The sequence below is a fragment of the Luteolibacter rhizosphaerae genome (assembly GCF_025950095.1).
In the GTDB taxonomy this organism is placed as follows: Bacteria; Verrucomicrobiota; Verrucomicrobiia; order Verrucomicrobiales; family Akkermansiaceae; genus Haloferula; species Haloferula rhizosphaerae.
The window spans coordinates 559,315-582,198 of the sequence record NZ_JAPDDR010000002.1; the positions used below are offsets into that span (position 1 = coordinate 559,315).

At 59.9% G+C, this 22,884-nt stretch carries 24 protein-coding genes and 2 pseudogenes; 15 read left to right on the plus strand and 11 right to left on the minus strand.

Features of this window, described 5'->3' with window-relative positions:
* Positions 1 to 7: 7 nt before the first annotated feature.
* Positions 8 to 541 (plus strand): annotated as a pseudogene (locus tag OJ996_RS26535) (S1C family serine protease); the annotation flags it as partial.
* A 29-nt stretch (positions 542 to 570) separates the two neighbouring features.
* Here the strand turns inward: OJ996_RS26535 and OJ996_RS05410 are convergent.
* Together OJ996_RS05410 and OJ996_RS05415 are read right to left on the minus strand one after the other, a co-directional pair.
* Complete coding sequence (locus OJ996_RS05410; protein WP_264511986.1) at positions 571 to 762, minus strand: hypothetical protein; 192 nt, start codon at positions 760 to 762, stop codon at positions 571 to 573.
* A gap of 461 nt (positions 763 to 1,223) precedes the next feature.
* Positions 1,224 to 1,907 carry a phosphatase domain-containing putative toxin gene (locus OJ996_RS05415; RefSeq protein ID WP_264511988.1) on the minus strand — a complete coding sequence of 228 codons (684 nt, stop codon included), beginning with the start codon at positions 1,905 to 1,907 and terminating at the stop codon, positions 1,224 to 1,226.
* Between the two features lie 414 nt (positions 1,908 to 2,321).
* Here OJ996_RS05415 and OJ996_RS05420 point away from each other — a divergent pair, with 414 nt between their 5' ends.
* The gene (locus OJ996_RS05420) at positions 2,322 to 2,786 is read left to right on the plus strand and encodes a JAB domain-containing protein (protein ID WP_264511990.1); all 465 of its coding nucleotides are present in this window, start codon (positions 2,322 to 2,324) and stop codon (positions 2,784 to 2,786) included.
* 31 nt (positions 2,787 to 2,817) lie between these two features.
* Here the strand turns inward: OJ996_RS05420 and OJ996_RS05425 are convergent, their stop codons facing one another.
* Positions 2,818 to 3,672, minus strand: a complete 855-nt coding sequence (locus OJ996_RS05425; protein ID WP_264511992.1) for a hypothetical protein — start codon at positions 3,670 to 3,672, stop codon at positions 2,818 to 2,820.
* Between the two features lie 690 nt (positions 3,673 to 4,362).
* Between OJ996_RS05425 and OJ996_RS05430 the strand changes: the two genes are divergently transcribed.
* A complete protein-coding gene (locus OJ996_RS05430; protein WP_264511994.1) occupies positions 4,363 to 4,947 on the plus strand; it encodes a hypothetical protein in 585 nt (194 codons plus the stop codon).
* A gap of 532 nt (positions 4,948 to 5,479) precedes the next feature.
* Here OJ996_RS05430 and OJ996_RS05435 read toward each other — a convergent pair.
* The gene (locus OJ996_RS05435) at positions 5,480 to 5,728 is read right to left on the minus strand and encodes a helix-turn-helix domain-containing protein (protein ID WP_264511996.1); all 249 of its coding nucleotides are present in this window, start codon (positions 5,726 to 5,728) and stop codon (positions 5,480 to 5,482) included.
* Positions 5,729 to 6,188: 460 nt separating this feature from the next.
* On the opposite strand from OJ996_RS05435, the gene OJ996_RS05440 reads away from it, so the two are divergent.
* Positions 6,189 to 7,076 (plus strand): hypothetical protein, encoded by an 888-nt coding sequence (locus tag OJ996_RS05440; protein ID WP_264511998.1) that lies wholly within the window; start codon positions 6,189 to 6,191, stop codon positions 7,074 to 7,076.
* 86 nt (positions 7,077 to 7,162) lie between these two features.
* Here OJ996_RS05440 and OJ996_RS05445 read toward each other — a convergent pair whose 3' ends face one another.
* On the minus strand, positions 7,163 to 7,447 hold the full coding sequence (locus OJ996_RS05445) for a hypothetical protein (RefSeq protein ID WP_264512000.1): 285 nt from the start codon (positions 7,445 to 7,447) through the stop codon (positions 7,163 to 7,165).
* Positions 7,448 to 7,547: 100 nt separating this feature from the next.
* Here OJ996_RS05445 and OJ996_RS05450 point away from each other — a divergent pair, with 100 nt between their 5' ends.
* Positions 7,548 to 7,949, plus strand: coding sequence for a hypothetical protein (locus tag OJ996_RS05450; RefSeq protein WP_264512002.1), 402 nt, complete (start codon positions 7,548 to 7,550; stop codon positions 7,947 to 7,949).
* A 208-nt stretch (positions 7,950 to 8,157) separates the two neighbouring features.
* On the opposite strand, the gene OJ996_RS05455 is transcribed toward OJ996_RS05450, so the two are convergent.
* The 3 genes from OJ996_RS05455 to OJ996_RS05465 all read right to left on the minus strand — a co-directional run bounded on the left by OJ996_RS05455 (position 8,158) and on the right by OJ996_RS05465 (position 9,843).
* On the minus strand, positions 8,158 to 8,514 hold the full coding sequence (locus OJ996_RS05455) for a DUF2958 domain-containing protein (protein WP_264512004.1): 357 nt from the start codon (positions 8,512 to 8,514) through the stop codon (positions 8,158 to 8,160).
* Positions 8,515 to 8,629: 115 nt separating this feature from the next.
* The gene (locus OJ996_RS05460) at positions 8,630 to 9,433 is read right to left on the minus strand and encodes a hypothetical protein (protein ID WP_264512006.1); all 804 of its coding nucleotides are present in this window, start codon (positions 9,431 to 9,433) and stop codon (positions 8,630 to 8,632) included.
* Between the two features lie 44 nt (positions 9,434 to 9,477).
* Positions 9,478 to 9,843: a hypothetical protein gene (locus OJ996_RS05465; RefSeq protein WP_264512008.1), complete on the minus strand. Its 366-nt coding sequence runs from the start codon at positions 9,841 to 9,843 to the stop codon at positions 9,478 to 9,480.
* Positions 9,844 to 10,201: 358 nt separating this feature from the next.
* Here OJ996_RS05465 and OJ996_RS26395 point away from each other — a divergent pair.
* The 3 genes and pseudogenes from OJ996_RS26395 to OJ996_RS05475 all read left to right on the plus strand — a co-directional run.
* Positions 10,202 to 10,432 (plus strand): annotated as a pseudogene (locus OJ996_RS26395) (recombinase family protein); the annotation flags it as partial.
* Between the two features lie 103 nt (positions 10,433 to 10,535).
* Entirely contained in the window at positions 10,536 to 10,853 is a 318-nt protein-coding gene (locus OJ996_RS05470; RefSeq protein WP_264512010.1) for a recombinase family protein, read from the plus strand.
* Positions 10,854 to 11,024: 171 nt separating this feature from the next.
* Positions 11,025 to 11,648: a DUF2637 domain-containing protein gene (locus OJ996_RS05475; RefSeq protein WP_264512012.1), complete on the plus strand. Its 624-nt coding sequence runs from the start codon at positions 11,025 to 11,027 to the stop codon at positions 11,646 to 11,648.
* On the opposite strand, the gene OJ996_RS05480 is transcribed toward OJ996_RS05475, so the two are convergent.
* Positions 11,645 to 14,143: a hypothetical protein gene (locus OJ996_RS05480; protein ID WP_264512014.1), complete on the minus strand. Its 2,499-nt coding sequence runs from the start codon at positions 14,141 to 14,143 to the stop codon at positions 11,645 to 11,647. The two genes, OJ996_RS05475 and OJ996_RS05480, sit on opposite strands and share 4 nt — an antisense overlap.
* Before the next feature lie 153 nt (positions 14,144 to 14,296).
* Between OJ996_RS05480 and OJ996_RS05485 the strand changes: the two genes are divergently transcribed.
* Together OJ996_RS05485 and OJ996_RS05490 are read left to right on the plus strand one after the other, a co-directional pair.
* Positions 14,297 to 15,745 (plus strand): hypothetical protein, encoded by a 1,449-nt coding sequence (locus tag OJ996_RS05485; protein ID WP_264512016.1) that lies wholly within the window; start codon positions 14,297 to 14,299, stop codon positions 15,743 to 15,745.
* Positions 15,746 to 15,917: 172 nt separating this feature from the next.
* Positions 15,918 to 17,699, plus strand: coding sequence for a recombinase family protein (locus tag OJ996_RS05490; RefSeq protein WP_264512018.1), 1,782 nt, complete (start codon positions 15,918 to 15,920; stop codon positions 17,697 to 17,699).
* Positions 17,700 to 18,008: 309 nt separating this feature from the next.
* On the opposite strand, the gene OJ996_RS05495 is transcribed toward OJ996_RS05490, so the two are convergent.
* Both OJ996_RS05495 and OJ996_RS05500 read right to left on the minus strand, forming a co-directional pair.
* A complete protein-coding gene (locus OJ996_RS05495; protein WP_264512020.1) occupies positions 18,009 to 18,587 on the minus strand; it encodes a hypothetical protein in 579 nt (192 codons plus the stop codon).
* Positions 18,588 to 18,872: 285 nt separating this feature from the next.
* Positions 18,873 to 19,475, minus strand: a complete 603-nt coding sequence (locus tag OJ996_RS05500; protein WP_264512022.1) for a hypothetical protein — start codon at positions 19,473 to 19,475, stop codon at positions 18,873 to 18,875.
* Between the two features lie 365 nt (positions 19,476 to 19,840).
* On the opposite strand from OJ996_RS05500, the gene OJ996_RS05505 reads away from it, so the two are divergent.
* The 5 genes from OJ996_RS05505 to OJ996_RS05525 all read left to right on the plus strand — a co-directional run bounded on the left by OJ996_RS05505 (position 19,841) and on the right by OJ996_RS05525 (position 22,796).
* The gene (locus tag OJ996_RS05505) at positions 19,841 to 19,990 is read left to right on the plus strand and encodes a helix-turn-helix domain-containing protein (protein ID WP_264512024.1); all 150 of its coding nucleotides are present in this window, start codon (positions 19,841 to 19,843) and stop codon (positions 19,988 to 19,990) included.
* Positions 19,991 to 20,037: 47 nt separating this feature from the next.
* Positions 20,038 to 20,385, plus strand: a complete 348-nt coding sequence (locus OJ996_RS05510; protein ID WP_264512026.1) for a hypothetical protein — start codon at positions 20,038 to 20,040, stop codon at positions 20,383 to 20,385.
* A gap of 255 nt (positions 20,386 to 20,640) precedes the next feature.
* Positions 20,641 to 21,438 carry a protein NO VEIN domain-containing protein gene (locus OJ996_RS05515; protein ID WP_264512028.1) on the plus strand — a complete coding sequence of 266 codons (798 nt, stop codon included), beginning with the start codon at positions 20,641 to 20,643 and terminating at the stop codon, positions 21,436 to 21,438.
* Between the two features lie 36 nt (positions 21,439 to 21,474).
* Entirely contained in the window at positions 21,475 to 21,870 is a 396-nt protein-coding gene (locus tag OJ996_RS05520; protein WP_264512030.1) for an HIT family protein, read from the plus strand.
* Entirely contained in the window at positions 21,867 to 22,796 is a 930-nt protein-coding gene (locus tag OJ996_RS05525; protein WP_264512032.1) for an HNH endonuclease, read from the plus strand. The genes OJ996_RS05520 and OJ996_RS05525 overlap by 4 nt, the downstream gene beginning before the upstream one ends.
* Positions 22,797 to 22,884: the final 88 nt, after the last annotated feature.

The following is a 22,884-nucleotide window of genomic DNA, read 5'->3' on the forward strand; positions in this document are numbered from 1 at the left end:
TAGACCCATGTGGAGATTCTTTAGCTGCGTTGCCTTTCTCATTTCGGGCTTGGCAGCCTGTGCTGTTGAGCAAGATCTCCCTCAGCTGGTGGAGAAAATCTCACCTTCCGTTGTTTCCATCCAGGTGTTGACTGCAGAAGGTGGAGAGCGTCTTGGCAGCGGGTTCTTTGTGGGGCCAAACGGCGAAGTCGCCACGAACTACCATGTGGTAGAGGGAGGGCGAAGAGTGACGGCCAAGACATCAACTGGCGTTCAGCTTTTTAGCTCCGGCGTTCTGACGCTCGATGAGAAAACTGACCTGGCCATCCTGAAATTTGGAGCAAAGGATGTTCCTCCCGTAGTCCTCGCCGACCCTGCGAAGATCCGTAAGGGCGAGCCGGTGATGGTGACAGGGAGTCCCCAAGGGTTCGATCAAAGCGTATCGAACGGCATTGTCTCAGCTGTCAGAACTGAAGGGGCATGGGAGCAAATCCAGATCACCGCCCCCATTTCACCTGGCTCCAGCGGATCACCCGTGGTCAACATGTCCGGTGAGGTCGTTGGCATTGCGACCTTCATGCGGATCGATGGTCAGTCGCTCAACTTCGCTAGCTCAGTGAAGCACTTGAAGTCATTGGTAGACGGCTTGAAGAACTTGGAAGTGACGCCGCTCGCCGCGGCGCTCCCCGCACGGGAGAGGGCGAGAGGCACTACCGATCGCCCGACGGCTACTTCCCAGCCACGGCCCGATCCCGCGCCCGCTTCCGACAAGGCGGCCGGCATCGATAACTTCTGGAAGAGCTACTGGGCATCCCAAACCGCCAACGATGCCGGAGTATGGGCGAGTCATTTCACCGCATCGTCAGACTACCAGTATATCAAAGGGGCGAAGGCCACTCGGCGCGACCTCACCAAGAGCGCAGAAAAGTTTCACCAACGCTATCCGAGTCGGAAGCTGACGTTGATTGGTCAACCTCAAGTCGTGGAAATCGAGGGAGCTACTACCCGCGTTGGTTTCGATTTCTCCTACCGCTACGTTTACCAGGGCGAAGGTCGTCTGCATCAGGAGTGGCCAATGTGGAACTGGCACTCCAGTGGACCAGCGACGGCTGGAAGATCTACAAGTTCCGAGAGAAGATCGAGCGCCGCTAGAATGGCAGGAGCCGAATCGATTGGAAGTCGACGGCGCAGTTGCGAGTTCCTCGCTCGGTCGATGGTGCCCCTGGCGGCCTTTCGGCCGGTCATTAGATCGCCAGCGCTTGATTCACGATTTCGTTCAAGCTCCGGCCGCGGAAGTCAAGGTCGGAGGTCTGGATGCACCGCATCAGCCGGGGAAGTGCCTGGTCGCCGGGTACCAGATCATCGGGCCGATAGACCCCGGAATGCGTCAGTTGCATTCGGATCTCCGGTGCGTCGAGTTGCTCCAGCAGCCTGCTGAGGATCGCGTCCTCCGAGGACTGCCCCGCGATGGCAGCTAGCTGATCTGGGGTAAGTGCTTCGATGCTTCTGGCGAACGCAAACTGTCGCGCGGTTTCGGGTTCACTACCGGCCTCCTCAATCAGCGTCAGGCCTTCATCGTGCGGGAGGCCAATCCGAACGAGCAACGAAGCGGCGACTGTTCCGGTCCGGCCGACCCCGGCGGCACAGTGGATGGCGAGGACGGTTGTCGGGCGGTGAAGAAGGCCGATCAGTCTATCCAGTAGACCGAGGAACGCCTGGAGATCCCTCGGGACAGACCGATCACGAATCGGGAACTCCAGCCAGCGTTCGCCAAGCTTCGCGGCCTCCAGGAACTCCCGGTAGTCGGGAGCCTTGCGCTTCCTCTCAGCTTCTCCGGCCAGGCAGAGGACCCAGCCTTCTGCACTGCCCTCGGTCAGCGGTTGCCAGAAGCGGGCGTGATACCCCGCGGTTCGCCAGTAGCCGGGCATCTCGGTCAGGTATAGTCGGCCGGGGTAACGGGAGGGAAGGGCTACGGGTCGGAATGGAGAACCAAGCATGGGAACGTCCATTCCATCATGGGGCGCAAGCCTGGCTCCGGGGCTTTCCGCAAAGCGGGCGCGCCGTAGGCCAGCCGCTTTGATATACCCAAAGGGAACTTTTACGGAACGCGGCGGAAGTCCCGTCGTTCCGGGCTTTTCGGACCTTCTGGAGAGAGCTGGGGCTACGAAAAGCTACTCGGGTTTCGTAGGCTCCGGCAGTCTTTCGGCGGGGGAGGGATGCACTGGCGCTACAGCTTGGAATCGCGCTGGGGAGGGGGATTGTCAGATTATTGCCGGGTGTGCTGTAATCGTCAGGTTCGGGCTAGGACTTCGGTGGCTGGAGTCGGCCCGACGAACCACAGCATGCGTTTCATCATCCGCGAACATCGTGTGGTCCGTATCGGCGAACCACGACCGTCCAGCCAAGGCGACAACCCCGAAGCGATCTACCGCTACTTCAACGAGGTCGTCGCTGCCGACCCGGCCCACGAGCCGGACAAGGAGCACCTGGTTGTGCTGTTCCTGAACACCCGGCTGGAGATCTTCGGATGGCACCTGGCCGGCCTCGGAACTCTAAACGAGGTGTCGTTCCATCCAAGGGAGGTCCTTCGGCCAGCGATCATGAGCGGTGCGTATGGCTTCGTGCTCACCCACAATCACCCATCAGGTGATCCAAGTCCGAGCATCAGTGATGACCGATGCACCAGACGCTTGGTGGAGGCGTCCGACGTGTTGCAGATTCGGTTCTTGGATCATCTGATCGTCGGTGACCCCCTGGCCGGGCGGAAGCCTTGGTTCTCGTTCCGAGAGAGCGGGATCATCGTGTGATGCCCAGCGACTTGGTCTGTCTGGGCAAGTCCTACTCGTCGAAGTCCCTGACGGCCATCGCGGCACGGTTGGCATCGAGGTAACAGAGCCAAATGGCGTTCCAGACTCCCGGTTGGTAGCTACCGGCCAGGTTGTCGCTGAAAACCACCTCAAACCCTGACGAATGATTCGCGGCGAGACTTCGGCGGACAACTTCCGCCCCCATGTAAGGGACCGCGTTGTTTGCACCATGGAAGACCACCGCTGCTGGCTTAATAAGGGCGATCAGGTCCAGAATGTACTGGTGGGGATCACTGTAACCACAGCAGGAAACCAAGGCGGCTTCTTCGATGCTGTTGAAGTTGTAAGACGACCACGGCTCTGACGTGATCCAGGGAAAGAAGTTCGCGGCTACCAGATGGAACGGTTCATCGAGGCCTCGGGCCTCACAGTTCTGACTGGCGAGAAGTTGAGCGGGTTTTTGCAGCTTCGAGCGCATTCCTGTCCGATCCACGGTGGGGACAGGCGAATTCAAATATCCTTTGCCCTGGCCGTAGTTGATGCCAACTGCCAGCACGACCGGGAGATCGTCGTCGCTGCTTCCGGTAGTGTCGTCCATCACCGCTCCAACGGCGACTGATCCCACCGCTACCTGGCTGGCTGCGGCGTTGGGGTCCGTGAGCGTGAGGCAGGTATCGACGAAATTCCGAGCGGACTTGTAGCCTTTCGGAGTTTTCCCGCAGAAACAATCGCAGCGGTTGGTGTCAGCAGCCTCGAGTGGGCGAGTGACGGAGGCTGTGCCCGGTGGTAGAATTTCAGGGCCAAGTGATCCTTCGGCTCCCAGTGGCTTGGCGAGCGTCTCCCTGTTGAATTGATCAATGATTCTTTTGAGGTCGGCGGCCTTCATTCGTCTGTTAGACAGATTTACGAATCTTATGTCAACGGACGGGAATGGAGGGCGAGACAAAGAAATCTGCGAGATGCCAACTACCGGCTTTCCGCATCTGCCCGGTTGCCCTATGAACGGTATCACAGTGCGAGTCCCGATCCTTCTATTTCTCCTGGCTACCGCTGCGTGCGGCCAGGCCAATGTCTCGAAGCTCCTGGAACAGGGGCTGAAGGGCGCAGTCGCCACGCTGGCTCCCGTCCCGGACTCTGAGAAGCGGGACGTGCTGACAGCGACCGCGACGCTGCTAGCGAAGCACGTGATTTTCCGCCCGGATGGTTCGGCTTCCTCGACCTATCACGAGAAGTCGCAGTGGCCTATAGAGTGGCGGAAACTTGTGGTCAGAACAATCACCAAGCAGCCCGTTTCTGACGCCGACCGACTTAACGGAGTGACGAGGCGATATTACGCAGGCTTGGCCTGTGACGCCTGCCGAGATTGGAAGCCAGGCACTACCTCTTGGTCGGAATGGAGGCAGACGGGCTTCATCTATTTTCCGTCCGCTATCACGTTGGAGGAGAAGAACGGTGTTCTGACCGCCACGGGGAATTCTCAGCTGCCGAGTTTCTCGCCCGGCCCCGGCCCTTCAATCATGGACAGGCATGCACCAGCCAAGAACGACGGGCTTCCGCCCGGAATGACCCGAATGAAATGACTGCCCAGGCCGATGTGATCGACGCCCCTCGCTACAGGCACCTGAATCAGGAAGAGCGAATGGAGCTTTGTCGCTTCATACGCCGCTACGTCCCAATCGCGAACGACACGAAGAACGCGTTCAGGAAGTTCGCCCGGTGGCAGATCTCTCTTTTACTCTGGCGTTGGACCGCCGACGCCTACTGCAGGCATGAAGGCGTAATCCGCCCGGACGCTATCAAATACGACGTTGAAATGCTACCGGCGACCAAAAATGCGCGGGAGCTTCGCAAGAAATCGATTCGCGGTCTCCGCCACGAGCACACGGTTCCCCGAATCGCACTCGCCCAGAGGATCATTGATAGCGATCTCTGCGTTGACGGCATCTACGCATTGCTGACTAGGCACTGCCGGGCAGTGATCGTGACGTTGGAGGAGGACCAGATTCTTTCGAAGCACGGGAAGAAGAGCATGGGGGGCGAGTGGGAATGGGAAACCGGCTGTCCGTATGCCCGCTACAAATCCGCAGGCCTCCTTGAAGTCCTCGATTGGAATGGATCGCGCCACGACTGCCCGGACGACGCGGCATGCCGCAAGGCCTAGACTGTGACTCTCTCGGCGTTCAGGACTTTCAGCGCGTAGTCAGTGACGCTCTTCGTGGCCTCGAAGTGGAGATCCCGCTCGACCGGTAGGCCCACGGGTCCGGCGTGGATCGTCCAGCGAAACAGCCCCGACCTCCGGGCATAGGCAGCCATTCCATCATGGGGCGCAAGCCGGGCTCCTGCTCTTTGGACGAAGGGGCTCCGCCGCCAGCCGTTGGTCCGGCGCTTTGATATACCCAAAGAGAACTTTTACGGAGCGCGCCCGGAAGCCCGTCCTTCCGGGCTACTCGGGCTACTCGGGCTACTCGGGCTACTCGGGCTACTCGGGCTACTCGGGCTACTCGGGCTACTCGGGCTACTCGGGCTACTCGGGCTACTCGGGCTACTCGGGCTACTCGGGCTACGAAAAGACGCCCGAGTTTCGTAGCCACCAGAGACTCCGGGCGAGGGCGAAAAGCACAGTTGCTCCGGGCGCAGAAGCCAGCTCCGGCATTGATTTGGCGACTTCGCGGCCGACCACTCCTCAGATTCTCTTACTCCAGCTCCTCCATCAGCTTTTCAGCGCGCTTCACCAGACGACTGAGCGGAACTCCCAGCGCATCGGCTAGAGCTTTGCAAATGTGAATCGACGGCATCCTGTCGCCGCGCTCAAAGAGAACGATTCCCGCCCGAGCTACACCTGCCATTTCCGAAAGACGAGTCTTCGAGAGCTTCTTGCGTTCGCGTTCCGCCAAGAAAACACCGCCAAGTTTCTTCCCAAATTCAACTGGTTCCGCTTTCACCAGCGATCCAGCTATCAGTCTTCAGGAAGACAACGGGCCGTCATAATTGTGACGGGTAATATTGACCTGAATCCTTCGGGGTGCTGTAGTTTCGACGATGGCAGCCACTCCCTCCTCGACGAAATTCGCCTGTCCCTCATGCCGCAAACAGCTTTCCGCGCCTTTGGAGGCCATAGGCTCTCAGGTTGCCTGCCCCGGCTGTTCGACCCCAATTCTGGTTCCCGCCGCTAGGGCGAAGAAGGCCTCGGCGCTCCCGAAACTGGCAGCGGTTGCGGTGGTCGTCGTCTTGGGCGTAGGTGTGGTCTCGGTCCTCAGCGGCGGCAGCGGGCCAAGCGGAACAGGAAAGGCCTCCTCGGCTTCGGAGGGGGCGTTTTCCCAAGGAGGGAACTCCCGAGCTACCAATCTCGCGGATCAGATCTACGGGAAGCCGATAAAGCGCTCCGGGTCGGCGGACTGGGAGGTGGTGTTCGCCTACTATGCGAAGGCGCTCGGAGCCAGTCAGATCATGTTTTCGGCGCAGGAGCGGAAAGGGAAGCTGGCAATCCTCCCGGGGCGGTTGGTGGTCGATCAGGTCGGCGACGGTTTCATCATGGCGTCCCATACTGCGAGCCGCGAGCAGTGGGTGCTTCATCCGGACAATCCGCGGGCATTGGATGAGATCGCGCTGACCGAGGGAACTTCGATCGCGCAACTGGTCGGCGTTTATGCAGGGCCTGAGCAGATGGAGACCGTCGACGGCGCGCCCCGCCGGATTCCCGCGATGATCGTGTTCGGGATGCTGACCAGTAAGGGCTACCTGGACTTCGAAGCGCCGGGAGCGGCCCGCGCTTCCGCCGAGGAGCTGAAGCCCTACGTAGACGCCCAGGCTAGCCGCGAAGCGCAAGAGAAGGCCAAGGAAAAGGCAGAAGAGGCCGCGCGAGAGGCGGAGCGGCAGGCCCAGCGGGCCAAGGACATCGCGGAGCTGGAGCAGGACCCGTCGTGGAACCCGAAAGCGAAGCCAGCCGAAAGTAAGCCGGCGCCGACTTCGAAGCCCAGTGAACGGCCCGAGGAAACCCCGAAGCAGCCCAGTCCCGCGAACAATGATCTCGCGAAGGCCCGTGCCGATCTCGCGGCGGTAAAGTCGAAGATCGAGGGCGAACGGAAGCGGCACGCCGATGCGCTGAACGTTATCAACACACTCACTCTCAATAAGACCAAGCCGGTCAAAGAAGGCTCTCCTGCCTACCACCGCTGCATGGAGGCGTCCCGAATCATCGCGGAGGTGGAAAAGGGCGCGCCCGATCTGAAGGCCGAGAAGGCGCGGCTGGAGACGCTCGTAGCTGAGCTTGATCCCGAAATCCAGGAGTGATGGACGCGGCGATCACAATCCGGCGCGGAGACCGCCTCTACGGTCCGTATTCGCCCGACCAGATCCGGGAGATGCTAGGGACCGGCTCAGCGGTTCTCGATGATGAAGCCTGGAGCGAGACCCATGGGCAATGGACGACGCTTCGTCATCTGCTCGCTGCCGTCCCCAATCCTACGGGCCACGGCCCGCCCGATGCGCTCGACTCCCTGCTGGGTGATCCGACCGAGGGCGGTTCGCGCCCCCTCGCGCAGGAAGCGGATTCTGGGATGGAAGACCGCATTGCTACCGTCCTGATGGCGGTCGGACTCATCGCGATAGTCCTGGGTACCGTCACTATCGTCCAGCACATGGACGCGATGAAGGCGCGACAAGCGCAGAGTTCCTCGCAAAGCCCCGCGTCCCACTCTCCTTGAAACGGAACGGGGCATGTCGCCCAAACAACCGAAATTGATTCACCAAGCTCCCCTAATCATGCTGCTCGCCTGTCTGCTCATCGAAATCGTGGTGCTGGTCATACTGGCGATCCTGCAACGGCTGCCTCAGTACGTCGCGAACGTCGGCGCGGGACTTGTCGCGGGGTGTTTCCTAGCCTTCTACCAAGGAAAAGAATCCCTGGGGGTGAATCTGGGCGTTTGCGGCCTCATCAGCTTCTTCATCGTTATGGGCGCGATCATCCTGTGGCATGGAGTCCGCGTTGCGGTTCTCTCGATCGGCAATCTCCCAGCTCTTGCCCAGGCGATCGATATCGTGGCGATGCAAAGCGCGGTCGCCAAATCCTTGGCGGGAAAGCGTAGCAACCCTAACAGCTACGGAAATCGACGGGTTGCGGAGGAGGTGGTGCGCGCGCTGACCAACAGCAAGCCAGAGGAGTGAGTTGCGTCGAACTTGCCAACAGCGCCTGCATCAAAATGAAGACACAAGCACGAGCCTTTGTGAAGTAGGTGTGCGCGGTTGAAAACGGGAGCAGTACTGCTCGTCAAGTTCCCCCGTTCTGTTCACGGCTTCGAAAGCCGTCGATGGCTGGCCTAGAATCGTTCCGCGACTTACCTAACAGGAATTCGTATCTGCGTTATCCCTTGGGTCACCAGTCTTCAATTCGACCGGCAGTCTTTGCCAACTCGGCATACTTCGAAAGCGGCGTGTGGGTGTCGAACTCAAGGTCCACCTGGATCTCAAATCCATCGGTGGCAGCGAGCGCCTCCAACTCATTTAGATCCACGTAACCAAGCTCCGGCTGTCCAAGTCCCAGGTCGCAGAGGCCAAAGGCTACATTCGTGTCCGGGTTCAGCTCCGTAAGCAGCCAAATTGCGCACCCTTTTGGCGCGAATAGTTTCACCTCAGGATAAAGGTCCGGACATACTCCTGCTTCGGGCGCGACGATCATGAGTTCCCAGTTTACGATGAGGCTTTGACGGAGATGTTCGGGGAGCAAGGACATGGGAAAAATGGCCCGAATTGAAACTCACGAGAAAGTTCCCGTCAAGTAGACCACCCCTCTTGCCCGCGGCGATAGGCGCGCACGATCGCTCCCAATCGAGCGTGCGTGCCATTGGTCACATCAGGTCGTCGCGGTAGTACGGAGGCGTGTGGCAGAGGACCGGGTGGCTGTTTTTCTCCGCAACGTGAGCGAGCACGTGACAGAGGCAATCGTCGTCCGAAACGTCGTCCCCGGTAGTCTGATTCTCCCAGTCGATTGGCAGGGGACGGGACGCGCACGAACCAAGACCACCGATCAGCGCCATCAGACGGTGTTCGATGGCCTCTGCCAGTGAACGGGCGCCTGGATTCGATCGCTTGAGGATGTTCCCATCGGGACACATGAATTTGGACAGGGGCTTTCCATCGACCGTGAAGCGATGGTCCGCGAGCGTTTTCCAGAACGACGCATCCAGCACGATCGGCTGTTGGCCGATGTAACCGTTCAAGTGTGTGCCTCGTACGACCGAGTCGCGAATCAGGTGATACAGAGCGACGCGATCTTCCAAGGCAAGCTTCCAGAAGCCTTCACGAGCATGCTCGTCCATGGTGACGGAGGGAAGGAACCATTTGTCGCCAGCACCCCGCAGTCTGAGAACCTGTAGGTTCCGGCGTCCGAGCGCCGCACCGATCTGGCGTGCCGCGTTGGTCCCGTTCTCGTCCAATTCGCCTAGCAAGCCGGTTCGTCGACCAATCTCGCACATCTCACGGGTCGTGAACATGAGCCTTCCTGTGCGCCGGATGATCTCGGTGCCGTTGAGGGTGAGGTTCGCGATGATTGCCGCGACATTGTCGGAGAACCCAGTGCCGACGACTTTCTTTGGTTTGTGAGTCTCGTCAGCAGGGCCGGACATTTTCTGGGAAGTAATCTGTGGTTTCATGGAGCGTTGATTGAGTGGGAGATGAGATCAGTGGTAGTGGGCATTCAGGGTGCGAACGCTTCTGGTGACAGGCTCAAGTGCCGCAGTTCTTCGGAGGGCACGAAGCCCTGCAAACTCCTCATCCGGACCGCGCGAGCAGGGTTGCCGAGATAAAATGCGAGCTTCCCATCAAGACGAACGACCGGGAGGTCGAGACGCTCCAACAAGGCTCGCACCTCGGGTTGCGGCAGACGGTTCAGGCTGGCGATTTCTTCGATGGTCGCCCAGGAGCGGCCCAGGATCGGGACCAATTCCTGAAGCTTGAGATTTGGGGCTGACGGATTCTTTTGATTTGAGTTCATCGCTTTGGCGTTTATTGCGCCCGCAACCGCGGATGCGTTGCCCCAGTGAGCCTCGCTGTCGGCAGCCATGCACCGGGCCATCAGGAGTCCGGTTCCCATAATGGCTGCGGCCCCGCAGGGTTCCCGAACGGAAGAGGCGAATGGGTGTGACCGGAGTGCCACTCCCGGCGGGGACTTCGGGTATCGGCGGCGGGCAGGGCAGCGGAGTTCAAGTGTGATGTTCATCGGGTTGGTCCGAGCGGATTGTCTCGTTCGGGGGGCGGGAGAATCGCGTTTCCAATCGCTCCGGTCACCAGGCTTGGATCGAAGTCGCTCCCATCAAGGCTTCTCGCGCTAACGGGTTCTCCGCCCAAACTGAGTGGGGGCCTTGTTACCGGGCGAATGGACATTCGTGCGGTAACCTTGTGGCTTATGTTGAAATGCCAGCATGCAGACATCCGCCGCGACCAACTGGGTTTGTTACTACCGGTGCAGCACAGAAGGCCAGGGACGCTCGGGCCTCGGCCTGGAAGCCCAGCGCTCTACCGTCGCTCACTTTCTGGCCAGCCATCCGGGCGAGGTGATTGCTGAATTCACCGAAGTCGAATCAGGCCGGAAGGCCAATCGTCCGAAGCTCAAGGAGGCGCTCGGTCTTTGCAGGAAGCGCAAGGCGCACCTTGTGATTGCGAAACTGGACCGTCTGGCGCGCAGCGTCGCAATGATCAGCAGCCTGATGGATAGCGGGGTTCTCGGCAGCCGACATGCCGAACGCAACCCGCTTCATGCTGCACGTCTACTCCGCCATGGCAGAGGAAGAGGCCAGATTGATCTCCGAGCGCACGAAGGCTTCTCTCGCGGCAGCAAAAGCCAGAGGAGTGGTGCTTGGGGAAACCGGCCGCGTTCTCGCGAAGCGACACCATGAGCAAGCGATTGCCAAAGCCGAGCAATACCGGGAAGTCGTGGAACTCGCCAAGGCTTCCGGGGCCAAGACTACGCGTGATTTGAAGGATTACCTCAATCAGCACGGGATTCCTTCACCAGGCGACGGCTTGTGGCACATCCCGAACACCCATCGACTGTTGAAGCGGCTGGGCTACTAGATGCTCACCGTAAAATCGGTAAGAGGGTATACCAAGCCTGTGGAATTACGGGGGGCAACGCGTGCGAGATTACTACAGAACACGTAGTAAGGTGGGAAAACAGCTTGGGCCATTCCTGTCAATCGGCGGGTATCTTGTAAAGGAGGCCGGTCTGTGTTGGAATGCATGCTGATGAATTCCCTCGATCCCGTCCCTGAAGCAATTGGAGCCGTTGAAGCCCGCGAGGAACAGGCGCTGAAATTGATCGGGCGTACCACCGCTGTGTTGGTTGCATTGCTCGCGGTGAGCGCGTTCGTTCTGAGCTTCGAAGCTCTTCGTGAGCTGGCGGAGCGCGAGGGAGGGCTTGTGGGACCGGCCTCACTGATGTTTCCGGTAATCGTTGACGGAGCCATCTGCATTTTCAGCCTCTCCGCGCTGCGTGCCGAGCTTGCCGGTGACCATCGAGACGTCCGCTGGATCAAGGGGCTGGTGCTTGCCGTTACCCTGTCGTCGGTGGGACTGAACACGCTTCACGCTCACGGACGTCCGCTTGCGATGGTGATTGCAGCAGTCCCCCCGTTGCTGCTCTACGGCTCCCTTGAGGTGCTCCTCCTTCAGGCGCGCCGCCGCTTTGTCCCTGCTGAGGCGAAAGCGAGGCCGCGCGTTCCGAAGTCGATCCCGAGCCAGTCTGACGTTGAGGAGCGGCGCGAAAAGGCTCTGTCCCTCGCCAAGAAGGGACAGAGCCGTCGTGAGATCGCACAAACGCTCGGCGTTTCGGCTGCGACCGTCAGCAAGTATCTTCGGGAATCCGCCTAGATCCCCGGCATCAGCAGTTGGCCTTCCGGGGCCTCCGCCTTGTTCGCGGCATATTCGAATAGATCCCCGGCCTTGGAGATCAGCCGATCAGCCTCGAAGGTAGGGAAGAGTCTCTGAAGCCTCTCCAGAAGCCCGGTAACCGCCGGGGTAGGTCGTAGACAATGAAGCTTGAGCTGGGATTTAGCCCGCTTGGCGTTCTCCACGTCCGTGAGCTTGAGCGAGAAGCCCGCCGATTCCAAGCAGTCGAGCAACTGGCGGTTCGCAAGCACTCGCTTGAGCCCGAGTTCCTCGTGTGCATACGCACGAAGGAACAACTTGAGCACTGCATTCTGTTCGGGGTCCTTTTTCCGGGATCTCTTCAAGCCCGCGGTTCGCTCGATTGCCATGTATCCCTCGAAGTCAGCGAGATCAGATTCGCTCTTCAGCACCCGCTGGTTCTCCCTTGTGAACGCATGCCAGCTGTCCCTCAGGCGCTGATAGACGGCCGCATTCGGGAGCGGCTGCGTGCGGAACCAGACGTGATCGATACCAAGGATAGGAGAGGTTCCGCGCTCACTGGTCGGCAAACGCTTCCAATCGAAATCCATCCGGTAGGCGATATGCTGCTTGTACTTCCCCACGTCGAGAGCGCCATCAGCATCATGGATTTGACGAAGCGTCCGGAATAGCTCGATCTCATAGCGGTCGTTGCCCTCCCGCTCGATGAAAGTCTTCACGATGAATTCGTTCTGCTCCTCTTTGTCGGAAGTCGGCGCGCTGATGCCAGCCTTCGCGAGGATGATCCGGAAGCCATCGTAGCCCTCTAGGGTGGCCTGCCCCCGGGTTCGCCAAGCGAGCACTTGCATGGCTCGGTGCTTCAGCTTGAGGACTGCATGATCGTCCGCGGAAATGCTGTGCCGGAAGTCACGGAACTTCAGGCCCAGTGGTCCCAGCGCCGCCGCCATCACCTCCGCTTCGGTCGCATTGCTGATGAACCCGTCTGTGGTTGCCGAAATGACCATTCGGGTTCTCGGCAGGCGATTGATCAGTTCGCCTAGGAACGCGCGGACCATGCCCGTCACCATGTTGGCGAGGAACGCATTGGTGATCTTGGATGGCGGAAGGTCTTTCATCTGCCCTTCCCGGGTATCGAACACCCGCTTTCGCTGGAGCCCTTGGCAGAGCTTGCCGTAGATGGAATTCCCGACGGTCTTGCAAAGATGCTCGAAGCACTCGTTCCCGGAAACGCTGTATCGTTCGCGCAGCCCCGCGATCTCACGCGCCAGCCCGAGAAAGGGGCGTTCCTCCCGCATCGGCATCAGGTAGGCGGTGTCGTTGACGATCTCCATCGCTGCTCCCAGCCGCCGAGCCAGCTCAATCTCCGGGCTGGTCGCAAAGCTCTCCCCTTGCAGAGGGAAGATCAGCGAAGTCCGGGTTCTGACGGGCAGGCAAGGGAACCTGACATCATCGGGAAAGCGGAATCTCACCAGCGCCACCCCATAGTGATCCGAGGTGAACTCATCGACCGACCGGGGCACTCGGATTCGATCCCAGTCCGGCGTCCCTAGGGCACACAACGCAGTCACGTAAGCTCCGTTGATGTCCCAGTCACCCCACTCGTCGATCGGCGAGGCTCCGTAGAAGTAGGTCTCGTTTCGTCCCCCGTGGAATCCCTCGGTAGCCAATGTGAGGTAATGATGATGCGATTGCATCGGAACCGACTTCCGCGATCCCTTGAAGTTGACGGTCTCCTCGGTTCCAAGGACCTCGTGGTGAGAAATGCCTGCGGGCTTCCAGCGGGTCTGGACAAACTCGGTCGCAATCTGGCCTAGCGTGAGTGGCAAGTCAGGTGAACCAGTGAGACTCTTCCGGAATTCGCCCATGCGCTGCAACCAGCGCGCTGCAATCTCCGCATCCCGGATTCCATACGCTTGAAATCGCACTGGGTCGTTCGCAAAAAATTCGCGCACATTGGAGATTTCCTCCTGCGACACTTCGAGTTTCTTGAGGCCCAGCAAATCCCCCAAGGCCTGAAGCTTGCGGTGCTTATCGGGAGCCAGAAGGGTGGTGTCGAATACCGACACCTCGATCTTGCGCCGCTTTCCATCCTTGCCCTTGAAGCTGGAGCGAAACGCCTTTCCCAGTGTCACGTAGGTATTGCGGATCCCGTCGAACTGCGACTTGAGTTTCCTGAAGTCTTGCAGCGAGGTCAGTTCCGCCAGGGACCAATGGATCGCGAGGACGACCCGGGCCGGGCATCGCTCCAGAAATCCTTCGTCGAGTCCCTTCTGGATGATCCGGCCCACAACCTCTGCAAGCGTGAGGCGTCGGCCCGGCTCCATGATCTCGATCCATTCGTAAGGGTTCGGGTTGCTCAGCACGTAGCCCTGATAGGATACGACATCATTCTTCTCTGCTCCGGTGACATACTCCGAATCGAGCCCGCAGATCAGGTCGTCTCCCAGGAGATCGTTAAGTGTGTAGCTGCGGGACGGCTTGCGTGTGGTTGGTTTCATCGACGCCAACGCACCCGTTTCCGCGTTGCACGGCGACGGGCCCTTACCGGCAGGTCCGCCCGAAATGGCCTATGTTAGACTTCAATCACTTATGAAGATTCCGAAAGCCCGATTTGGTTAGGGCTTGACAAGCTAATATAATGCAGCCCTATTATGCTTGATTATTCCCAATTCGTTCCGCGCAAGCCCTCCTCCGAAATCTCCACCCCCGCGCTGCTTCTCCCCCAACGTTTCGAGGTCGTGGGCGGGTTCAATCCTGACGGATTCGACATGGCCGCTGCCGAATGGCATCTCCGGAAGACTTTCGTCCAAAACGGACTGGTCGGGATCATCCATGGTCTGTTCGGGATCATGCCCAGCAATGCGGATGTTCTGAAGAACCGTGAATTCGTGGAGAAGCTCGATGAGATGGAACCTGCCACCGACGATGAAAACGATCGTCTTGCCGGGGGTGAGCCTGACAAGTGCGACGGCGACGACGGCCCGACTCGCAAACAGGTTCCGTATGGGTTGTCTCACAGTTCCTTGCCTCTCCCGCTCCAGGGAGTGGACTTCGACGAAGCATTCCTCCTCGCGGCGCGCGCTATCCACGAACAATACAAGGCTGCTCTCAACTCCACGATCCTTGCCCGCCAGAATAAGGCGCGCAATGCGAAGGGAAGCGGACTCATTGAATTCGCGAACCGCTACGGCTTCCTTGGGGGCGAGAAGGCACTCAACCGCGATTCGCTCTTCTACAATTTCGCGGTAATTCGCGCGGTCGATGCGATTCGTATCCTCCGCAAGGCCGGCCGCCTCACGCTCAGCGCCAATGCGAACAAGGCGATCGATGGACTCATCGCAAAGGACGAGGAGGCCCTTTCCCCACAGGCTTTCGAGTCGTCGACCCGCGAATGGAACTACGTGGCGTTGGAGCAGATCGTCCAGTCTTTCGGAATCCCGGTTCTCGTCCTTCTGGAGAAGTGTGGCACGCCCGGACGGAAGAAGCGCGGCACCGGTGATCTGAAGGGCCCGGTCATGGAGGGCCTCAACCGCCTTCTCATTGATTCGCTCCAGCCCTGCTCCAAGGAAGCCGTCGCCAAGTATCAGATCGAGGGGGTCGTGGACAAGTTGCTCGATGGCTCGCGCTCCGAAACCGAGGAGGAACGCATCCGCCGGGAGGCTGCTGCCACCAAGTTTGAAGAGCTGCGCAAGAAGGGCTTCGTGTTGAACGTGAAGGAGGACGCAGCACGCGAAGAGCGCATCGAACGTCGCAACGCGGTCGAGAACCTCAAGGAGTTGGTTCTGCTTGTTGGCTGGCAGCTCAGCGATCCGGCGCTCGACGGAATTGGTTTCGGCGAATGCGACGAGTTCTGGGCTCGCGAAAGCAAAAACAACAAGCCGAACGAGGAGTCCCTCCTTCCCAGTTTCCTCAAGGGCCTCAAGCGCAGCTACGTGAAGCTCGCATCCAAGGCGGACGATGTGTTCGCCGGCCCGCCCGAAAGCCCCCAAGAATCGAAGCCGGTCTTCTACAATGACTTCTTGATCGCGGATGCATGGCTTCGCGACCTCAAGGATTTCGAGGTCGAATCGAGCTTCTGGAACAAGGAGCCTGCCGCATAAGCGCCAGAGGTCCAACAGAGGCCAAATCGGGCGTACGGTCCGGTTTGGCCTCTGTCGTTTTCGAGACACATCCTCTTCAAGCTTGGGGGTGAAATTGACAGCAATTCCCTCTTCATGTTGCGATGTCGGGTTGATCCCGCATCAAAGCCCCCTCATTCAGAGCCCCGCGAGGGTGCTCCGTTGCGCGACCCTCGTCCGAGTCTCCACCCAGGAACAGGCCGGATCTGATCGTGCAGGCCTCGACCGCCAGCGGCAGGCTATCGCGCGCGTCGTTGCCGATAAACGCTACGAGGTTGTTTCGGCAATCGAGCTGATCGATGTGAGCGGCACCTCGATCCTCCATGCTCCGGAGGTAACACACCTGATCGAGAGGATCGAGAACCGCGAGATTGACGTGTTGTTGGCGAGCGAGATGTCGAGAATCATCCGCCCGGATGACCTCTCGTCATTCGGGTTCCTGGAGACCTGCCGCCGACACGGCGTGGTGGTCGATCTCGGAGGCACGGTCCACGACTTCGATTCGCCCGAAGGCTTCCTCAGCGGAGGGATCCTGGCGCTCCTCGGAGGTCATGAGCGCATGCAGATGCTCCGCAGGATGATGGCGAGTAAGGAAGCCAAGAGAGCCCGCGGAGAGAATCCACAGAGTCGCATCACACTGCCACTCGGAATCGACTATGACCGCGCCGCAGCGAAATACGGCTATAACGAGCGGATCATTAGCGTGATCGAGGCGTTCCGTCTGGTGGACGAAGAGGGAATCCGGAACTTGTCTGAGGTCGGACGTCGCTGCGGGATTCATCAATGCAACGTGAGGAACATCCTGCGGAACGAAATCTACCGCGGTGAACGGGTCTATTCAAAGTTCCGAGACCAGTCCCGCAAGGGAATCAAGGCCACGGGTCGGCAGGGTGATCGTCCCAAGATCGCCCGACCACCCGACCGGGTGATCCGCGTCCGCGTCTTCACCGTCGAGGAGCAGGCCGTATCGGATGAACGGTTCGAGCGAGTCCAACAGGTCCTCCGCGGAATCCGCGAGAACCATGAGGTGTTCGTGGCCGAGCGGCACGAAGGGAACCTGCTTTCCGGTGTCGGGAGGTGCGGGTTCTGTGCCGAGCGCCTCTATGCCAAGCGGCGGACTCCGCGGCTTGCAAACAAGTCTCCCACGAAGGGCCATTACATCTGCCGGTCCGCCCATGAATCGACCAAGGGCAAGCTTGGCCACGGCAAATGCAAACAGGGCTGGGTGCGGAAGGAGGAACTCGATGAGCTGACGGAAGCGTTCATCACGAAGTTCCTCGCCGATCCCGGCTTTGTGAAGGCGGTCCTTCAGCAAGCACGCGAGAAGCAGGCGGGCAAGGTTCTGCGTATCGACCTTGGGGCGTCGGTGAAGGATCGACTCGCTGACATTGAGCGCCGCGACAAGCGGGTCCTTGAGGCAATGGAGGAAGGCTTGCTTTCGATCGCGGAGGCGAAACAGCGGCGGCAGAGGCTTGCGGATGAGCGCGCGGGCTTGATCAAGGCGCAGCAAGTGAATCGCGAAGATCAGCCCGAGGTCCGGGAACTGGAGGGGATTGCAGGGGCGGTGTCCAAAGGACTCGAAGGATGGCCTGTGGAAGGAACGGTGAAGGAGAAGAAGGCGTTCCTCGCAAAGATCTTCTCGGAGATCTACTTCCAGCGGGGAGCTATTACCGCATTCCGTCTGGCTCCAGGGCTCATCGGAAGCGCCTCGGGGGCGTGGAGCTTCGCCGCCGACATGCCCGTCGCGATTGATCCGCCGGTCTGCCTCAAGGTTCCAGAACCGGAAGTCGAAGTGCCAGAAGGAATGAAGCGATGCTCCAGGTGCCGGGAGGTGAAATCGGTGAGCGACTACTATGGGAAGTGGGCAGCATGCAAACGCTGCACCAACAAGGCGTCCGCAGCCCGCTACCGAAAGAAGCGGGCTGAACGGGGGTAAGACTCCGTCGGTCCCCGTCATTGGTATACCCTTTGTACGATTTTACGGCGAGGTGGCTTCTTCGGCAGATGAACCCGGTCAAAAACCTCCTACGGTGCGCACCGTAGAACCCCGGTAAGGGTATACCATGGAGACGGAATTACGGAGTGCAGCCTGATCCCGGTCTGCCAGGACAAACTCTCCGGGGTACGCGGAGGCGGTTGTGCAATCGACCTCCATCGCTCTCCGCTGTGTTCGCAGCAATCCTGACGCGCTTAGCCGCCGAAATGAAAAGCCCCCTCTCCAGTGACCGGAGAGGGGGCCATTGCGCTAGTCGAGGATCGAGACCTCGATCCTGGCGTAGCCGACGGGATCGTAGGGCTCGTATTGGTACGGTGGCTTGTGCGAGACATCCAGCGTTTCCACCTTGTGGCCGTTGGCGGGTTCCTTGACTCCTAAGACGATCTGGAGAGGTCTGCCCTCGCTATCGCGGAATTCGTCGAACGGAATCCCGAACATCGGGTCATCGATTGTAACCCACACGATGTTCTCGGCAGATGGAGAGACCGGCAGCGAGTCAATCAGCCCGGGGTCTCCTGGCACAATCGCAATCGTACCACACGCATGCGGCTGGAACTCCCACCATCCGTGGAGGTAGGTGATGATGTAAGTTGCCATCGTGGAGAGTTCCAGCGGACCATCTCCGACCCACCAGACGCTGGATGGCTCCTGCGCCTTCTTGGCCGCCTCAGCCCTAGCCTTGTATTCGGCGACGCCGAGCCGGCCGAGCGATTCAGACTGGTCATCAAGAAGGCTTTTCCAGTCGTTTCTCTCATAAAGGAGGATCCAGAATTCGGTCGGGCTGAGTGGCTTGGGGGCCCGCGTCTTGCGGGGATATTTTCTTTTCATGTCTTACATTTCGATTTGAAGATCCGTCTGGCCCGGCGTCGTGCCGGGTTGCAGGGCGGAGTTGGGCGCAAATACAGGGGAGAGCTCCTGGTATCCAAAGGGGCCTAAATGGCGGTGCTGCCGCTTTTGGCATCTCCCATTTCACGGGGAACCTCCGTCGGTGGAGGCAAGTCATCGGCCTGAGTTTACGAGGCCCGGATACCTCGCTCCGCGAGGAGGATCGCCCATTTCCTCTCCTCCAAAAATGCCCCCGCTCCGAAGTCGGAGCGGGGGCCGAGGCTCCTGCTACAGCGAGGTAAACTTCACCTTCTCGTAGCTCATCGGCCGGTAGAGAGGAAAGCCTTTCACGACCTCGTCAAAAGGATTCCAAACCGGATCGCCCGCATGGCCGTCCTCCTCTCCCACTACTCCGAACAGGACCTGGAGCGGGAAGCCCTCGTCATCGACGTAACGCTCCACAAGCGGAGCCGTCTTAGGGAGGTCGTCGCTCGTAATCCACACGAGATTTTCCGTACACGGGGAGATCGGAAGATCGGCGATGTCGGTGACGTTGCTGCGCACTACTGCGATTCCTCCGCACGCGTAGGGCTGATAGTTCCACCAGGCGTCGAGAAAATCGATCGCAGTCGCCACGTCTCCCGAAATGCTCAGTGGAGGACCGAAGGACGGATAGAACACCCCGGAACGTCCCTGCTTCTTCTTCGCCTTTTTGGTGTGCTCTTTCACCTTCTGGTTGCCGTGCTGCGCCAAGCGTCCCTCCTGCATGATCATCACTCCCTGCCAGTCCTCCCGGGTATACATGAGGAAGAGGAACTTCGCTGGATGATGCATTCCGAGTGCGGTCTTGGGGTCGTACTTTGCGAACAGATTATGAGTCCTGTTTTTCATTATTGTGGTATTTAAGTTGGTCCGCCCGGGTCACCTGACGCTCGCGAACGGCTGGCATGAAGCGTCCTATCGACCGAGAAAGCCACGGGCCTACTTGGCGCTCACTCCCGATATGGCTGCTTGCACCGGAACCTGAGGTAGCGGGGGGGGGGAGGGGCTCGTTCCCAATGTGCCGAGCGAATGACCGGCTCAGTCGATCCGTGCCTATGGTATACCCTTATGCCGATGTTACGGAGCCTTGGTCGGAGCCACCTGAGGAAGGAATGCGGTTAGAAACCATAGTGAACTCACGGGCACGACCGGCAACCCCGGCAACGCGGAAGCCGCAGCCGAAGGTACTTCCTTTGGCAAGGAAGGCCCTTCCCTTGGCCTCGAACACCGAAGCCGGGGCAAAGCGCGCGAAAGCCCTGGAGCTGGCCGGGGAAGGGCTCTCGCAAGCACGTATCGCGCGAGAGTTGGGCGTCTCGGCCGCGACCGTTTCCCGCTGGCTCGGGAAGGGCTCGAAAGCCGCCTGAACGCGTTGATTCGTTGACGGCGTGCCGTGGTTTGTTAGAGCGCGGCCGTGAACACGATTGTAGTGAGGCCGAGCGAACGACCAAAGGTGCTGGAACAGGGCAAGCTGTCCTACGAGCAGATCAAAGCGGAAAGGGTTGCTCCCGGATTCATCGCCTCAATTTCACGGGCCAACTCCTGCGGGCAGATCATCGTGGTCAAAAGCGACGGCACCCAGGCGTTCGCCGCACCAATCGAGTCGGTAGTCGCGTCCGACATGAAGGGAGCCGCCACCCGGGCTTCGATCTCGTTCGGTAAGCCAACGCCGATTAAGGAAGGAAGCATCCCCGGGGTGGTGTCAGGCATTCGTTGGAACCAGAAGAACCTTCGGTACCTGGACGTAGAGCAGCTCTTCTGAGGGAGCCCCTCCCGCTGCGGAGGTCTGCGGGGGAGCCGGGAGAGCGACCGGCTTTTCCCGGCCGCAGCTACGCCCCTCTGATATACCCAAAGGGAAAGGTTACGGAGGCTCAAACCACGGGGCTTCTCGGCCCTTCAGAGCTACGAAAGCAGCCCTTTTCTTCGTAGCGTCGCCCGCCACTCGCTCGGGCAGCAGCGCGGACTTGTCGCCGATTTGACTGCTGTGTTACTTCCGGGTTATCCCTAAATTTTCCACATGCCTTCCCCAATCTACGTCTCACTTGCAGGCTCGGACAAAGCCAACGGCGACTTCTCACTCCTGAAGGAGCTGGCCGCTTCCGGTGAGAGCGCCCGTTGGTCATCGCTCAAGGACGTGCAGCCGGGCGAAAGGGTTCTGATTTACTGCCAACGCCCACACAGCGCGATAGTTGCGACTGCTGAGACAGCCGCTGCCTCCAAGGTCGGAAAGCGATGGCCTTATGAGACCGCGATCCGCAGTGTGGCGATGCTTGAGAGGCCGATCACGCGGGCCGAGATCGCGAAGCGTTTTCCGGAGTGGAAGTGGGCCAAGACGACGCGTGGCGGAACGCGGCCTCCGGTGAAGGTTGCCGAATGGCTTTGGAACCGGGCGGGGACCAACGATGCGGAGACTGACTGCGAAGTGGTCTTCAAGGCCGGCGCGGGCTTCGGCGACCCCGTGAACAACCGGAAGGTTGAAGTCGCTGCCGTAAAGTTCGCCACTGCCCAACTCGAAGCGGAGGGCTACAAGATTACGTCTCGTGAGAGCGAGAAGGTCGGCTACGATCTTGAGGCGAAGAAACGGGGATCGGTCCTCCATGTTGAAGTGAAGGGTGTGTCGGGCAGCCTCGTGCAGTTCCCGATCACCGCTAACGAAGTTCGGTGTGGGGGATCCAACCCGACGTTTCGGTTGTTCGTTGTGACCGGTGCCACCACAAAGTCGCCGACTCTCCATCGCTTCACTTGGCCGGAGTTTGTCGCAGGGTTTGCGCGGACCCCACTCTCCTTCATGGCGAAGCAGACTACAAAGGGATGACTTTCGGCTCCGACGCTCGCAGTACCAGCCCCACCGATGACGGACGATCCAGCCCCTTGCCCCTTCTGCCACCCCGTAGCGGACTCGGTCCTTCTGGAGACCTCCCTGGTCCGGGGACTCTGGGACGGCTTCCCGGTGTCGCCTGGCCACGCTCTGATCGTTCCGCGCCGACACATCGCGAGATGGAGCGATGCCACGGGAGCTGAACGCCAGGAACTTACCGCGGCGATTGCGGAGGTACAGCGGATCGTTCAGGGAATGCACCACCCGGCAGGCTTCAACGTCGGGTTCAACGACGGCCCAGCTGCCGGCCAGACCGTTGGCCATCTCCATATCCACGTAATTCCTCGCTACGATGGCGACGTGCCAGATCCGCGGGGAGGCATTCGGTTGGTGATCCCGGACAAGGCGCGATATTGGGAGCAAGAATGAGCGCCGCGTCAGAGGTCCAGTTCCTCCGGAACATCCAGAGGCTGCTCGACGAGGGCGACTTCGTGGCGACCTACAAGTTCGCGTTGCTCCAGGCCTTGGCGGATGTCTCGGTTGAAGGAGCGCCAGATAGTGGAGGAGAACTGGTGGTCCCGCTGGACCGGATCGCCGAGAAGTTCATCGGGTATTACTGGCCGCAGGTGGTACCATTCCGACCATTCAACGGTTCTGACGGGATTCTCCAACAGAACACCGGTCAGCAGGCCTCGATTCTCCGTGAACTCGTCCAGCTCCGGTTGGCATTTGGAGGGAAGCTGCAACTGGCTCGCCAGAACGGGCGGCTGTGGCAGCAGACCGTACGGAAGGTCTCGTCCGTCGTGCGCGAAATGCCGCTCTGGAAGCTCCAGGTCGTTGCCGGCAAGCCCGAGGAATTCCTGTATCGGCAAGCCGACTTCAAGGATGGCGCGATAATCCTTCTTCCCGGGGTGGCCTCGCACTTCCGGAGCTTTCACGGGCTGGTCCTGAGGCTCGTCCGCGGCCGGTGGCTGGAGCGAGAGCGGACCGTGAAATCTAACCAGCCGATCATCGGCGCGGAAGCGGACCTGGAAGGCTTCCTGTTCGGCACCGGCCGCAAAGCCCTGGATGGATTCCGAGAAGTTCTGCGGGAGGTCGATGGGCTGAATTGCTTCTACTGTGACCGCCGCATGAACGGCGTGCCCGAGGTGGATCGCTTCATTTCCAGGTCACGGTATCCGATCGATCTCGGGCACAATTTCGTGCTCGCGCACCCCCAGTGCAACAACCAGAAGCGCGACTTCCTTGCGGACCTCCGGCACCTCCAGCGGTGGGGCCACCGTAACCGCCACGCGGGTATGGCTCTCGCAGATAAAGCACGCCAAGCCAAACGGCATCAATCCTACGCGATCTAGGGATTGTGTTCCCTCGGCGGATGTGGCATCAAACATCCCCCGAACCGTGACCCAAATGCGAGCGCTCCGAAGCTCCAATTCGTCCAAT